Genomic DNA, 12,516 nt, shown 5'->3' with positions numbered 1-12,516 from the left:
GGCGTCATCAGGAAACGCATCGAAGATGCCAAAAGTGCTGGGTCCAAGACGAATCCCAAACCACGCAGTGGTGGCGGGCTCATCCATGACAAGGGGAAGACCTCCCTTAAGAAAGGTCTCAACGTCTTCTTCTTTTCCGGGCTTTGCTTCTAGCCGGACGAACAGTGCTACTTTTACCATGGTAGATGACACCCTATCCTCATCGCACCGATAAAAAAGCAATTAGCTCAAAAATCTCGATCATTGCCCAATGTCTGACTATGTTCGAACGGAGTGATCGTGTCCCCACCGTGTTTGTTTGCAAGGCTCTAGCCAACGCGCTGGGAGTGAAACTGAGCACCTTGGTCCGCAGGGCCGAAGAAAGCGAGGCCAGTTCCTCTCGGGAGAGCGCCTGGATGTTTCCGCACCACTCCGAGCCAAGGCTAAAGTACCCTACGAAGCTCGTGTGGCTTTTCGTAGCCCAAGCGCCCTCGTAGAGGTCCGAGAAGCCCGAAACGACGGGCCTTCTGGCGCTCTCCGTAAAGGTTCCGCTTGGGTATATCAAAGCGCCGTGCCTACGGGCGTGTTTCGGAAAGAGCCGGTGCCCCCCTTCCCACATATGCTGGAATGAAGATTCCCCATGCTTTGTTCTCCCTTCCGTCCTGTAATCCTTCCCACGCTTTTCCCTGGCCGCCTTTACCTCACAAACATGCCCGGCTACTGGCGACCGGCAGAATTCCAGGTCCGATTCTGGCAGCAGCTGACCAAGGGCGACGCTGAGGGCTGGGTCGTCTGCCTGGCCGGGGAAGCAGAGAGAAAGCGAAAGGCTCCCGATTACTGGAGGTTTCTGGAGGCCACGGAACTAGGCGAGCGCTGGCTGGAGTTTCCAATCCGTGATCGATCGGTTCCGGAGGATCTACCAACATTCCTGATAATGTTGGACCGACTGATCGGACTTCTGCATTCACCGGCAACCGTTCTCGCTATCCATTGCGCCGCCGGAGTCGGGCGAACCGGAACGGTTGCTGCCTCGTTACTAGTTCGGATCGGTCTACCGCCAGATGAAGGCCTCGCAGCGATCGAGCATGCTGGCAGTGAGCCTGAGACCGCGCGCCAATTGGCATTCGCCAGCGCGGTCGAACCGCTTTCCTCAAACCAACTGGCGGACATCCCTGCAGCCCGCCCCAAGTATTGGCGGAACGAAGCACGGTGAACTATATAATCCTCCGTAATGAAAACTACCCGCTCGCTTTGCTCGTGCCACACGCCGGATGGGGCGCAACTGGTCCTGCATGAGCACGATGGGCATTACTTTTTGAGAATTGATGGCGTCCAATTGATGTCAACAACCGCCAGCGCCTCAGAGCAAACGATGGCAGAGCTTGCTTGCAATGGCGTGCCAGCGTCGAAACAGCGCATTCTCATCGGCGGACTGGGGTTTGGTTTCACGCTACGGCGAGTTCTGGAATGCTGCGCAGCGGACGCAATCATCGATATCGCGGAGCTACTTAGCGAAGTCATTACCTGGAACCGGGCGCACCTCCAGGCCGTAAATGGGCTCCTACTCGATGACCCGCGAGTGAGAATCCACCTACGTGATGTTTATGAGCTTTTAGATGGTAAGCAGCGGTACGACGCGATCTTGTTGGACGTGGACAACAGTCCCGATGCGCTAGTCCAGACGGGCAACGCGCGCCTCTACAACCACGGCGGGGTGCAGCGGGTGATGGCTGCATTGCAGCCGAAAGGCCGCGTCGTCTACTGGTCGGCTCACCGCGATAGATCCTTTGCCAAGGTGCTTCGTCGCGTCTTTAAACAGGTGGAGTGCGTCGAAGCAAAGGCGTATCCGAATGCCAAGAGGTTTACGCACACCTTGTTCGTTGCTGACAGGGATTAAGCAAGCCTTCCATAATATTCCAAGCGCTCTTCCTCTGCTCATCTTTCTCCAAATCGTCTGAGAAATTTCCTCAGTTTTCCAAGCGGGATCGGAGACGGAGGATAGCGGAATGGAAGGTCCGGCCAAACCGACCGAGTCATTACCGATCGCTCCCGTGTGAAGGCATCAAAGCTTGCCCGCCCGCGATAGCGGCCCATGCCGCTCGGGCCGAGGCCTCCAAAAGGCAATGTAGGTCCCGTGATCTGCACCACTGTATCATTGAAGCAGAGGCTCCCCGATTTCGTTCTGGCGGTGATGCGACGTCGTGTGCCCGGGTCGCGGGTAAAGGCATAGAGTGCCAGCGGGGCCGGTAGAGGCTCCAGCGCCGCCAAGGCTTGCTCAAGATCTTCGTAGGGGACGACAGGGAGAATTGGCCCAAAGATTTCCTCCTGAAGAACGGATGCGTCAGTAGGCAAATCGGTGACAACGGTCGGCTCGATCATGAGATCGGCGAAGTCGTATTTGCCACCATGGCGTATCCGGCCTTCGCCCAGGTATGCGATCAAGCGGTCAAAGTGGCTGCGGTTCACGATCCGACCCAGATCTTCCCGCCCGAAGCTGTCGAAGGCGCGGCCCAGGGCATCCACCAGAGGTTCCGCCAACCCACGGTCCACGAGGACATGATCGGGAGCAACGCAGGTTTGTCCGGCATTCAGATACTTTCCCCAAGCAATGCGGCGGGCGATTACATTCAAGGACTTCAATGTCCGCTCCCGCTCGGTTGCGGCGGGGAAAAGAAGCACAGGACACTTGCCGCCGAGTTCCAACGTGACGGGAACCAGATTCCCTCCAGCGACGGCAGCGATCTTCCGGCCCGTGCCGATCCCACCGGTGAAGAAGATGTGATCGAACGGCGCGGCGGCCAACTCCGCCGCCCGTTCACCGTCACCTTCCACCACGCATACCTCTCCTGGGTCGAAGCTGTCTGCCACAAGCTTCGCGACTGCCGCACTCGTGGCCGGCGCATGTTCGGAAGGCTTGAGCACTGCGCAACTCCCCGCTGCCAGCACGCCTACCAAAGGAGTGAGGAGCAGTTGCACCGGATAATTCCATGGTCCGATGATCAGGACCGAACCGCAGGGATCCCGGTTAACCTCCGCGCGGCCGGGCCAAGCAAGCGCCGGCACCTTGCGACGCTGAGGCTTCATCCAACCTCTCAAATGCTTGAGGGCGTGGCCGATCTCCTGCCTCACAAGGTGGATTTCGGAGGTGTAGGCTTGGATCGGGGACTTCCCGAGGTCCGAATTAAGGGCGTCGATTAGAGAGGTTTCATAACGATCCAACCCTGCCAGCAGCTTCTTCAGCGAGTCCTTGCGCGCCCCGACATCGCGCGAACCTTGCGAGGCAAGCCAGGCTCGCTGGCGATCGGGAAGGAGGAAGCCGGACATCAGTCCGTTATCTTCACCTTGGATCCACGGATTCTCTAGCGAAAAGCCCGAACCGCGCGATGGTCGCTTCCGTGTCCGGAATACCCCCTGCCAGCAAGCATGTGATCGTCATCGGTGCGGGTCTCGGCGGCATTTCCGCCGCGATCTCGCTCGCACAGTCCGGGTATCGGGTGAGCATCTTTGAGAAGAACGACCAGATTGGCGGAAAGCTGAACGTACTGCGCAAGGGCGGCTACACTTTCGACCTCGGTCCCTCAATCCTCACGCTGCCTCACATCTTCGAGCGCCTCTTCGAGCGATCCGGCAAACGGATGTCCGACTACATCACCATCCAGCCGGTCCGCCCCCACTGGCGGAACTTCTTTGAGGACGGCGTATCGATCGACCTCCACCCTGATCCCGCGGTGATGGCTGAAGAGGCCGCAAAGGCCGGCGAGGATCCGGCAGCGGTCGAGCGATTCCTCGCCTACTCTTCGCGCCTCTTCGACCTCGTGGACGAGGGATACTTCCAGAAAGGACTGGATACGGCCAAAGACTTCTCCGAACACTACGGCTTCTTTCAATTCCCCAAGTTCGACTTCTTCCGGACCATGCACGGTGGCGTGAGTCGCCACCTGAAGTCGGCAAAGATGCGGGACATTTTCGACTACTTCATCAAATACGTCGGTTCTTCGGCTTACCAAGCTCCGGCCTTTATGAACTGCCTGCCGGCCATTCAATTCCGCTTTGATCTCTGGTATGTGCCCGGTGGCCTCTATGGCATTGCCGAAGGCCTGGGCCGCCTAATGGACGAGCTGGGCATCAGCGTGAACCTGGGGAGTGCGGTGAAGGAAATCCGCCGGGACGGAAGTCGGGTCACCGGGATTGTGCACGCCGACGGAAGTTTCCAGCCTGCGGATATCGTGGTTTCCAACATGGAAGTAATCCCTGCCTATGCCGAACTGCTCGGTGAGGACGAGCGGTTCATGAATAGCCTGTCGCGCTACGAGCCTGCATGCTCGGGGCTGATCCTTGAGCTGGGTCTGGACACCACCTACCCGCAGCTCGCCCATCACAACTTCTTTTTCTCCTCAGACCAAAAGGCTCACTTCCGCGCCGTATTCAAGGAGAGGCGGCTCCCGGATGATCCAACGATCTATCTGGTTGCCGCAGGACGCAGCGATCCAACGGTGGCTCCCGATGGATGCGACACCCTCAAGATCCTGCCGCACATCCCCTACATCGACGAAGAGCGGCCCCTCGGCCCCGACGATTACCAAGCGTTCAAGGAACGGGTGCTCGACAAGCTGGAGCGGATGGGACTTCGGGATCTCCGGAAGCACGTGGTAGTCGAACACCTCTGGACCCCTCACGACATCCGCGAACAGTATAAATCCAACAAAGGCTCGATCTACGGAGTGGTCTCGGACCGCTTGAAAAACTTCGCATTCAAGGCACCGAAGCAGAGCACCAGATACCCGAACCTCTTCTTCGTTGGCGGCTCGGTGAACCCGGGTGGAGGCATGCCGATGGTAGTCCAGTGCGGGCAAAACGTTTCTGCCAAGATCGTCGAATGGGACCGGAACTGATCATCTTGGCGGTCGGCGGGGTTCAGTGGCTGGCATCGTTTTCCCTGCTACTTCGGCTCCGGGTTCCCGACCCCGGTGCCGGAGCCCGAGGGATGGCCAGGGAGGTTTCAATCATCATCCCAGCCCGCAACGAGGCGACGAACTTGCCCCGCCTGCTTCCCTCGATTGCGGCACAGGCGCTACCACCCTGCGAAGTGATCGTCGTTGATGACGATTCCACTGACGGCACTGGAGAGATTGCCACTGCGGCGGGTGCGGCCGTGGTCAACCCAGGCCCTTTGCCCGATTCCTGGCGTGGCAAAACCTGGGCCTGTCACAGCGGGGCTGCGGCTGCATCCGGCCGACTGCTTCTGTTCTTGGATGCCGACTGCTGGCTGGAAGAGCGCGGCCTGGAGAAACTCCTCGCCCGCTATCAAGGCGGAGCCCTGGCAGCGTGCCCGTATCATGCCATCGAGAAACTCCACGAAGAGGCCTCCGCGATGTTCAACCTGATCATGGTCATGGGTGTTGTGCCGCAAGGACTCTTCGGCCAGTGCCTGCTGATCGACCGCGAGAGCTACAACCGCGCCGGCGGCCATGAATCGGTGAAAGCGGAGATCCTTGAAAACGTCAAACTAGCCGGACGGGTCCGGGCGGTGGGGTCGAGTACCGCGGCCATGACAGGCCGGGGAATGATCGCTTTCCGGATGTATCCCGGGGGCCTAGGGGAGTTGGTTAACGGCTGGACCAAGGGATTCGCCGCCGGAGCGGCCGCCACGCCGGCATTCACCCTGGTGATGATCTCGGCTTGGATCGGCGGACTCATTACCGGTGTCGTGGCCCCTTTCGTCACGCCCTTGGGTTGGATCGTCTACGGGGCTTTCGCACTCCAGATGATCGCGATGCAGCGGAAGGTCGGGGCATTTTCGCCCCTCTGCGGACTGCTCTATCCGCCTGTGCTGATCTTCTACCTCGGGGTCTTCGCTCGCTCGCTCGGTCCCGCCGGCAGGAAAGCAACTTGGAAAGGCCGAAAGCTTCATGGCGCTTGAACTGCCGATTCCTTGGGTGATTGCCCTGAATGCCTGCGGCATCCCCGTGCTACAGTTGGTCCTGGCATGGATGTTCAGCCGCCTTCCGTCCGGATGGTTTGATTGGAAGATCAGCCCCGGTGTTGGTGGGTCGGTAAGGTGGTTCGAGCGGCTCCTTCTAATCAAGCGCTGGAAGGATCTGGTGCCGGATGGCGCGAGCTGGTTCCGCGGCGGGTTCGCGAAGGCGTCGCTGCGCGACAAGGGGCCACAGCACCTGCGCCGATTCCTTGCCGAAACCCGGCGCGCCGAGGCCTGCCACTGGACAGCTCTGGCGCTCACGCCCGCTTTCTTCCTCTGGAATCCAATGTGGGCAGATCTGGTAATGGCAATGGCCATCCTGGCCGCCAACGCTCCCTGCATCGCGATCCAGCGCTACAACCGGATCCGACTGGTACGGATCTTGGCGAAGTCCGGTCAGAGCAGGGCGCTCGCCAAGTCCGACGTCTCGTAGGACACGCCGAGCTGATCGCAAATCATGTTCGAGGAAATCCGGCCGCTTTCGTAGATGGTAGGAAGGCCGCTCCCCGGGTGGGTGCCGCCGCCGACCAGGTAGAGATTGTGATGTCCGCGCATCCGATTGTGAGGCCGCAGGTAGAGCATCTGGTCCATCGTGTGCGCGAGATTGAAGGTCGCCCCCATGAAGACGTCGAGATTGTCCCGCCAAGTGGCTGGTGTGATCATCCGCTCGGCGACGATGTGGCGGCGCAGATCCTTTATCGCCGTCTGCCGTTCGATCCGATTAATCACCTTCTCGCGGTAGACCGGGCCGAGGGTAGCCCAGTCGAGGCCGTGGCGGGTGTTGATGGTAGGCACCAGGACGTAGATGCCGGACTTCCCCTCCGGGGCGACCAGAGGATCGATCACGCCGGAGTTACGGACGTAGATTGACATGTCATCCGAGACTTCGTGCTCACTTTGGATCTCCTCGACGTTGCGGCGATAGTCGTCGGCAAAGATCACGTGGTGGTGCGGCTGGTGAGGGTAGGTCTTGTCGAGACCGAGGTAGAGCATGAAGGTCGAGCAGGAGAACTTCTTCCGCTCAAGCTCCTTCGGCTTCCTCGATCGCTCGCCCATCAAAGAGGTCGCAGCGTAAGCATAATCGGCGTTAAGAATAGCGTGGTCACATTCAACCGTCTCGCCACCCTCAAGGTCGAGGCCTACTACTCGGCTGCCTTGGAAGCGTAGCTGCTTGACAGGAGCACCAAGCCTCAGCTTCCCGCCGTGCTCGTCAAAGACTCGTGCCATGGATGAGGAGATTCGGCACAGGCCGCCCTGCACGTGGTAGATCCCGAACTTGTATTCAGTGTATGAAAGGATGCTGAACAACGCGGGGCAGCGCCAGGGCGACATCCCGAGGTATTTCGCCTGGAAGGTGAATGCCAGCTTGAGCCGATCATCGGTGAAGTAGCGGTCGAGTACATCGACCACCGAATCCGTGGTGGCGACGTAGGGCAAGGCCTTGAGCAACGTCGTGCTCAAGTAGGCCCGCATCTCATGGTAGGGCCTCTGAAGACAGGGGTAAATCCTCCGCATCTTGATAGCGTGATCGGCCATGAAGCGCCGAAAGCCGTCGGCGTTCCCCGGGAAAACGCGGTCGATATTGTCGGCCATCTGCTCCGGGTTGGGAGTCGTGTCGATCGACACATTGCCCCAGGAGAGGCGCGTCATTGGGTCAAGCAGTCGGAAATCGAGGTAGTCGCCCGAGTTTCGGCCAGCTTCTTCGAAGGCCTCGTCGAGGGTAAACTTCTGGTGGAGGAAGGTCGGGCCGGTGTCGAAGGAATAACCGTCGAAGGCAAGTTCGGCGTTGCGGCCGCCGACGCGGTTCTGCTTCTCGTAAATGGTGACGTCGAAACCCCTGCGGGCGAGAATCATTCCCGCGGTCAGTCCGCCCGGCCCGGCTCCAACGATTGCTACCCGATCACCCTTTAGTCCCATTCAGGTCGCCAATCTAATCAGGAGTTCTAATCCGACAAGGAGAGTCACGGGATTTCCTAAAATCGGCGGGAAACTCTCATGGAATCGAACAGCGGGCCTCGCACGCCAACCCAGCCAATCCAGCGGCAGTGTACCTTCCTGATTTCCCCGATCAAAGAGTCCGGTGTGAACCGAACAGGTTCGATCGAAAGCATCCGCGTGGAAGCTTCAGGCCGACATCCAGCCGATGATCAGCTTCAGCAGCGCGAGTGAGCCAACTACGATGAGGACCACTCCTAGCATCACCCCGGCAATCAGCAAGATTGCGAAGCTGCCTGCATGCCGAGCAGCCGTTTCGCGCTCAGCAGGCGACATCTGGGCGGACATGGCTTTCTGGAGTAAGTCGTGATTTCGGCGGTTGGATTTGAACCAGACCGAAAAGAGGTCACCCACCACAGGGACAGCGCCGACCGCGGCATTCGCGAGGATATTGAGAGCCATAGCGATCAGCACCTTCCGGGAGACGCCCCGCCGACCGGCCTCGTTGATGATCGCTAGACCGACAAGCGAGGCGACCGTATCCCCCAGGCCTGGAAAAAGACCCAGGATCGGATCCAGCCCGATTCTGATATTGGTCCCCGGAATCCGGATGAAGTCATCCATCAGCGATGCGACGAATCCAGATGTGGAGCGTTCGTTGTCGCTCACCTTGGCTGCGCCATTGTCGATTTGGCCTGGAGTGACATTTTTCATCTGGTCGCCATGCTATCCTTGGCTGAAGCCGAGCGACCCACCCTCACACGGATCGACAATGGGCGGAGGGGAGGTAGGGGCTCCGGAAAAACTTCCCTCTGTGGCGAGCACTTCTCTCCACCGGCGAATCCCCTTTCCGCTCTCATACGGATTGGGACTCGTTCAGCCCAAGCGCACGACAGATCGCGCTGCAAAACGCCGGCAGATCATCGGGATCCCGCGAGCTAATCAAACGTCCGTCCTCCACCACTTCCGCATTCTCCCACTCTGCACCCGCATTGATCAGGTCGGTGGAGATCGCGTGATACGACGTCATCTTACGACCGTCGACCAAATCTGCGTCGATCAGGATCTGAGCACCGTGACAGATGGCGAAGACCGGCTTATCCGCTTCAAAGAAATGTCTCACGAAATCCTGCGCTGGAATGGAAGTGCGAAGGTTGTCGGAATTGATCACGCCGCCCGGCAGCAGCAACGCATCGAATTCTTTCGGATCGGCTTCGCCTAGCGACATATCCGCCCTGATCGTTTGCCCCCACTCCTTGTCTTTCCAGCCCCGAATTGCTTCGCCCTCAGGAGTCACGATCACCACGGACGCGCCAGCTTCTTGAAGCGCTCCGGCAGGGTCAAGCAATTCGGATTGCTCAAAACCGTCCATCGCAAGCACTGCCACTCTTTTGGATCCATTATCGGATGTTTTCATCGCCATGCCTCTTGCTGCATGTGTGCCATCCTGAAGCCGCCGCGTTGTGAAGACCCGAAATCATCCTGCTCATCCTTTCGCGCGGCAAAATGCGCGGGCTACGTGCGATTTGAACCTATAAATTCCATTACAACCCGAGAATGGTCACTTCGACGAAAGCGGGTGGCACTCGCCAAGAACGGTGAGCCCTACCGCCAACCAATCAACACGGGCGAAGCTTACCACATCCACATTCGTCTAAGAATTTCGGGGTGGCAAACGAGCGGCTCAAGGACGCGGTAGGAAAGGTGGGACCGATGGCGGACGAGTTTCAGCGCGAAGTCACAGAATGCCGGCATGGGTTGTCTTGCCAGAGCACTGCCAGCGAGGTTTTTCCGCGGATACTCCTGGGCCATGCGTATAGATTCCTCCGTTATGCCGCTGCGTTGAAAGGGGCTTCCTCTGAAATCCGAGTCGATCGGCGAGTCCGATCAGTCTTCGAAATCGGCCGGCCACATCAATCGTCGAAAAGCTGGGAGAGTATCGGATGACCGAGAACTTCAATCCAAGAGTCCGGGGCCGTTTTGGTCGATAGCCTAAAGTAAATCTTCGCCGATGAGACCGCGCCGGCACGATAGGCCGAGATCGCTAGAATTCGGTAAACCTCGGCTGCACGCAGCCGGTCGCCGCCCTCCTCGGCAGCGAGCCCGGAAGTAAGCTCTTCGGCCATAGGGGATCTAGGTCCGACATGGGTGCTGGTTTGAATGGCGGACCGGGTTCATGCACTTGGAGTGCGGCGGCGTGATGTGCGCCGTAATCATCTTCCTCGCTCTCGCAAAGCCGCGAGGCGATCGACAGGTCCATCCTTCTTTTGGCCCGAGGCAGCCCATCCCATCCAGAAAGCATCCATGCACATTGCAAGTCGCTCGTCTAACCAAACCCGCTCGTTGCACGCATCTTGACTTATCTTCCACCCTACTGCATGGATGGAGCCGCTGACTTGTTGAAGCAGACCGTTTGCTTCCGGCACCCGGGCACTTTGTTTGGCCCGTCACCCTTCTATCCGGGCCTCCCCGTCATCCGAGCTTCCTCATGTTTTCCTTAACCACGCGCCTGCTCTTGGCGCTTGCCCTGATTCTTCCCGCCGCCGCGGAAGTGAATGCCATCCGCTACTTCCGTCTCGGTGAGGTCGATAGCGGCGCGGCTGCCGGAGCCGTCGCCACCAGCTCGGCGGACAGCTCGGGCCATGGCTCGATGGAAGCTCTCGTCGTCACCGCCGGCGCGCTCTACTCCGCGGACGTCGCGAATGGCAACAGCCGGCTTTCGATGGACTTCGACGGGACCCAGCATGCCACCACCGGCAACTGGAACGTGCCGACCACAGACTTCGGCGTGGAGCTCTGGGTGAAGCCGGATCAGTCGGGCGGCGAAGGTGTTATCGTCTACACGGGGGAACCCGGTGCGAACGGCTGGGGCATCATCAAGAATGGCAGCACCGGCACGTTCTCCGCGCTCTTCGGCGGCAGGGTCGTCTTTGGGGCGGGAGCGATGGTCGCGGGCCAGTGGACCCATCTGGCCTTCGTCTGCACCGGCACCAGCTCCACCTTCTACATCAATGGTGTGGCCTCCGGTGCGAGCGTGGAGCAGTTGCCAGGCGCGCAGGGCCTTACCCTTCGCCTCGCCGCTGCCCCGGCGGACCCGCGGGCGACCTTCTTCAAGGGCAAGCTCGACGAATTGCGGATCTTCACCTTTGCCCCCGGTAACTTCACTCCGGCCGATCTGCTTTGCAACTTGCCGCCGGTCCCGCCGGTGCTGGCCTTCCATCGCGCAGGGAATCAGGACACCCTGACTTGGCCGACTTGGAACGACAGCTTGGGTCGCGGACTGGAAACGACCACCGATCTGTTAGCCGGAACGTGGACCCCGGTGGACGGGCCCGCCGAGTTCGACGGGCTGTTCTCCATCACCGTCCCCTCAGCCGACCCTGCACGCTTTTACCGGCTACAGAAGCCCGGCGGCACCATCGCCCCGCCGCGGCTGCCGGAGGGGAAGTTCATCGTGATCACGAACGGCGCGACTCCGAAAAACGTGACGAACCCCGACGCCGCGAATGCCAACCGGATCAACGGGGCCGTCAATGCCAAGATCGACGCCTCCGCCTTCATCGATCCCGCCACGGGCACCGGTGGCGTTGACGCCTTGGCGTTCCATTGGGTGATCAATTATCCGCAGAACCCGGACCAAGCCTTTACCGACCGGGGAACCACGGGCTACCGCCAACCGGTCCTGAGCTTCATCCCGAATGCTTTGGCCCTTCAACCCGACCCTGCCGACACTGCCGGGCTCGGAGCGAAGTTTGCGCTCACGGTGACATCGCGGCTCACGGGTCTCACCACTGTGATCGATCTCCAGGCCCAGGTCGTTGGCTCGCAACTTACGCTAACGCTCTACAACGAGTGCCAGACGGAGTTGAACGCTTGTGGCACTTGCGATTGCACGATCGAAGCTGCACTGCCGGTCTTGTCCGGCGATGACACCTGAGAGATCGGCCTTTCATTTTGCCGTTTTCGCGGCCGCCCGGGACTACTTCCGCTTCACGAGTCCCGCCTTCTCCGTCAGCCGCACAAGATCGGCCACCGAGGTCACCTGCAGCTTGGCGTCTGTATCGCGACTAATACCGCCACACCATCCGCCAAAGCCGCTCGATCACGTAAGCGCGTTGAAGCGCGAAGGGTGTTGCCACACTGCCCGCTCTCCTTTACACAGAAGCAATTGTGATTTCGGGACTAGTCAAAGCTGCCATCAAGCTCGCGTTTGCAATCGCCCTTGTGGCGCTCTTCTATTTTCGCGGCAGCGAGATCGCGCATTGGGTGTCGACGAAGATCATCGAGGCGAATCCTACCCTGAGGAACGATCGGCCTAAGTAACGTCCGCGTTATCCAGAGTTGCCAGGCGGATGAGGAGCTAGCGTGCCTCTTTGGAGCGCTGCTTCATGCCGACTTGCTGGTCGACAGGGCGCAGAGCGTCCCCCATCCTTCCGGAGCTACATGCGAATGCCGGATGGTCACGGGGAACCTGACCCCCGAAGTCACCAGTTCGAACACGTCGCCGTGCATTTGAATTACGCGCTGGGCAGTGACGAGCAAGAGCACTCCGCTGCTATTGGGACTAAGCGAGCTCTCTGGTTCGATCACCTCACAGAATTGGATACCGTTTCGGAAAAGGAACG

The 12,516-nt window shown here is 59.6% G+C and carries 13 protein-coding genes; 6 read left to right on the top strand and 7 right to left on the bottom strand.

Annotated elements, in window-relative coordinates:
• On the bottom strand, positions 1 to 180 hold a 180-nt coding region (locus WKV53_RS28495; protein WP_498049546.1), incomplete at its 3' end, for an NIPSNAP family protein.
• 439 nt (positions 181 to 619) lie between these two features.
• On the opposite strand from WKV53_RS28495, the gene WKV53_RS28780 reads away from it, so the two are divergent.
• Together WKV53_RS28780 and WKV53_RS28490 are read left to right on the top strand one after the other, a co-directional pair.
• On the top strand, positions 620 to 1,192 hold the full coding sequence (locus WKV53_RS28780; protein WP_375341846.1) for a phosphatase domain-containing putative toxin: 573 nt from the start codon (positions 620 to 622) through the stop codon (positions 1,190 to 1,192).
• Between the two features lie 18 nt (positions 1,193 to 1,210).
• Positions 1,211 to 1,876, top strand: coding sequence for a spermidine synthase family protein (locus tag WKV53_RS28490; protein ID WP_341408257.1), 666 nt, complete (start codon positions 1,211 to 1,213; stop codon positions 1,874 to 1,876).
• 38 nt (positions 1,877 to 1,914) lie between these two features.
• Here the strand turns inward: WKV53_RS28490 and WKV53_RS28485 are convergent, their stop codons facing one another.
• Positions 1,915 to 3,303 (bottom strand): aldehyde dehydrogenase family protein, encoded by a 1,389-nt coding sequence (locus tag WKV53_RS28485; RefSeq protein WP_341408256.1) that lies wholly within the window; start codon positions 3,301 to 3,303, stop codon positions 1,915 to 1,917.
• A gap of 71 nt (positions 3,304 to 3,374) precedes the next feature.
• On the opposite strand from WKV53_RS28485, the gene WKV53_RS28480 reads away from it, so the two are divergent.
• From WKV53_RS28480 to WKV53_RS28470, 3 genes are read left to right on the top strand one after another with little or no spacing between them, the layout of a single operon-like run.
• The gene (locus tag WKV53_RS28480) at positions 3,375 to 4,871 is read left to right on the top strand and encodes a phytoene desaturase family protein (RefSeq protein ID WP_341408255.1); all 1,497 of its coding nucleotides are present in this window, start codon (positions 3,375 to 3,377) and stop codon (positions 4,869 to 4,871) included.
• Positions 4,856 to 5,899: a glycosyltransferase family 2 protein gene (locus WKV53_RS28475; RefSeq protein WP_341408254.1), complete on the top strand. Its 1,044-nt coding sequence runs from the start codon at positions 4,856 to 4,858 to the stop codon at positions 5,897 to 5,899. Before WKV53_RS28480 ends, WKV53_RS28475 begins: the two co-directional genes overlap by 16 nt.
• On the top strand, positions 5,889 to 6,389 hold the full coding sequence (locus WKV53_RS28470; protein ID WP_341408253.1) for a glycosyl-4,4'-diaponeurosporenoate acyltransferase CrtO family protein: 501 nt from the start codon (positions 5,889 to 5,891) through the stop codon (positions 6,387 to 6,389). Before WKV53_RS28475 ends, WKV53_RS28470 begins: the two co-directional genes overlap by 11 nt.
• Here the strand turns inward: WKV53_RS28470 and WKV53_RS28465 are convergent.
• The 4 genes from WKV53_RS28465 to WKV53_RS28450 form a co-directional block, all read right to left on the bottom strand.
• A complete protein-coding gene (locus WKV53_RS28465) occupies positions 6,353 to 7,873 on the bottom strand; it encodes a phytoene desaturase family protein (protein WP_341408252.1) in 1,521 nt (506 codons plus the stop codon). The two genes, WKV53_RS28470 and WKV53_RS28465, sit on opposite strands and share 37 nt — an antisense overlap.
• 207 nt (positions 7,874 to 8,080) lie before the next feature.
• The gene (locus WKV53_RS28460; RefSeq protein WP_341408251.1) at positions 8,081 to 8,605 is read right to left on the bottom strand and encodes a DUF4112 domain-containing protein; all 525 of its coding nucleotides are present in this window, start codon (positions 8,603 to 8,605) and stop codon (positions 8,081 to 8,083) included.
• Positions 8,606 to 8,747: 142 nt separating this feature from the next.
• Positions 8,748 to 9,308: a type 1 glutamine amidotransferase domain-containing protein gene (locus WKV53_RS28455; protein ID WP_341408250.1), complete on the bottom strand. Its 561-nt coding sequence runs from the start codon at positions 9,306 to 9,308 to the stop codon at positions 8,748 to 8,750.
• 496 nt (positions 9,309 to 9,804) lie between these two features.
• Complete coding sequence (locus WKV53_RS28450; RefSeq protein ID WP_341408249.1) at positions 9,805 to 10,017, bottom strand: hypothetical protein; 213 nt, start codon at positions 10,015 to 10,017, stop codon at positions 9,805 to 9,807.
• Positions 10,018 to 10,379: 362 nt separating this feature from the next.
• Between WKV53_RS28450 and WKV53_RS28445 the strand changes: the two genes are divergently transcribed.
• The gene (locus WKV53_RS28445; protein WP_341408248.1) at positions 10,380 to 11,828 is read left to right on the top strand and encodes a LamG domain-containing protein; all 1,449 of its coding nucleotides are present in this window, start codon (positions 10,380 to 10,382) and stop codon (positions 11,826 to 11,828) included.
• Between the two features lie 449 nt (positions 11,829 to 12,277).
• Here the strand turns inward: WKV53_RS28445 and WKV53_RS28440 are convergent.
• Positions 12,278 to 12,516, bottom strand: a 239-nt coding sequence (locus tag WKV53_RS28440; protein ID WP_341408247.1) for a hypothetical protein, incomplete at its 5' end; no start/stop codon positions are given.

The organism is Luteolibacter sp. Y139 (assembly GCF_038066715.1).
Taxonomy (GTDB): Bacteria; Verrucomicrobiota; Verrucomicrobiia; order Verrucomicrobiales; family Akkermansiaceae; genus Haloferula; species Haloferula soli.
This window is presented reverse-complemented; position numbering and strand designations above follow the sequence as displayed.

Coding starts and splice junctions, on each gene's coding strand:
- WKV53_RS28445 (WP_341408248.1), top strand. CDS start 10,380: ATGTTTTCCTTAACCACGCGCCTGCTCTTGGCGCTTGCCCTGATTCTT.
- WKV53_RS28475 (WP_341408254.1), top strand. CDS start 4,856: ATGGGACCGGAACTGATCATCTTGGCGGTCGGCGGGGTTCAGTGGCTG.
- WKV53_RS28465 (WP_341408252.1), bottom strand. CDS start 7,873: ATGGGACTAAAGGGTGATCGGGTAGCAATCGTTGGAGCCGGGCCGGGC.
- WKV53_RS28455 (WP_341408250.1), bottom strand. CDS start 9,308: ATGAAAACATCCGATAATGGATCCAAAAGAGTGGCAGTGCTTGCGATG.
- WKV53_RS28780 (WP_375341846.1), top strand. CDS start 620: ATGCTTTGTTCTCCCTTCCGTCCTGTAATCCTTCCCACGCTTTTCCCT.
- WKV53_RS28450 (WP_341408249.1), bottom strand. CDS start 10,017: ATGGCCGAAGAGCTTACTTCCGGGCTCGCTGCCGAGGAGGGCGGCGAC.
- WKV53_RS28485 (WP_341408256.1), bottom strand. CDS start 3,303: ATGTCCGGCTTCCTCCTTCCCGATCGCCAGCGAGCCTGGCTTGCCTCG.
- WKV53_RS28460 (WP_341408251.1), bottom strand. CDS start 8,605: ATGAAAAATGTCACTCCAGGCCAAATCGACAATGGCGCAGCCAAGGTG.
- WKV53_RS28470 (WP_341408253.1), top strand. CDS start 5,889: ATGGCGCTTGAACTGCCGATTCCTTGGGTGATTGCCCTGAATGCCTGC.
- WKV53_RS28490 (WP_341408257.1), top strand. CDS start 1,211: ATGAAAACTACCCGCTCGCTTTGCTCGTGCCACACGCCGGATGGGGCG.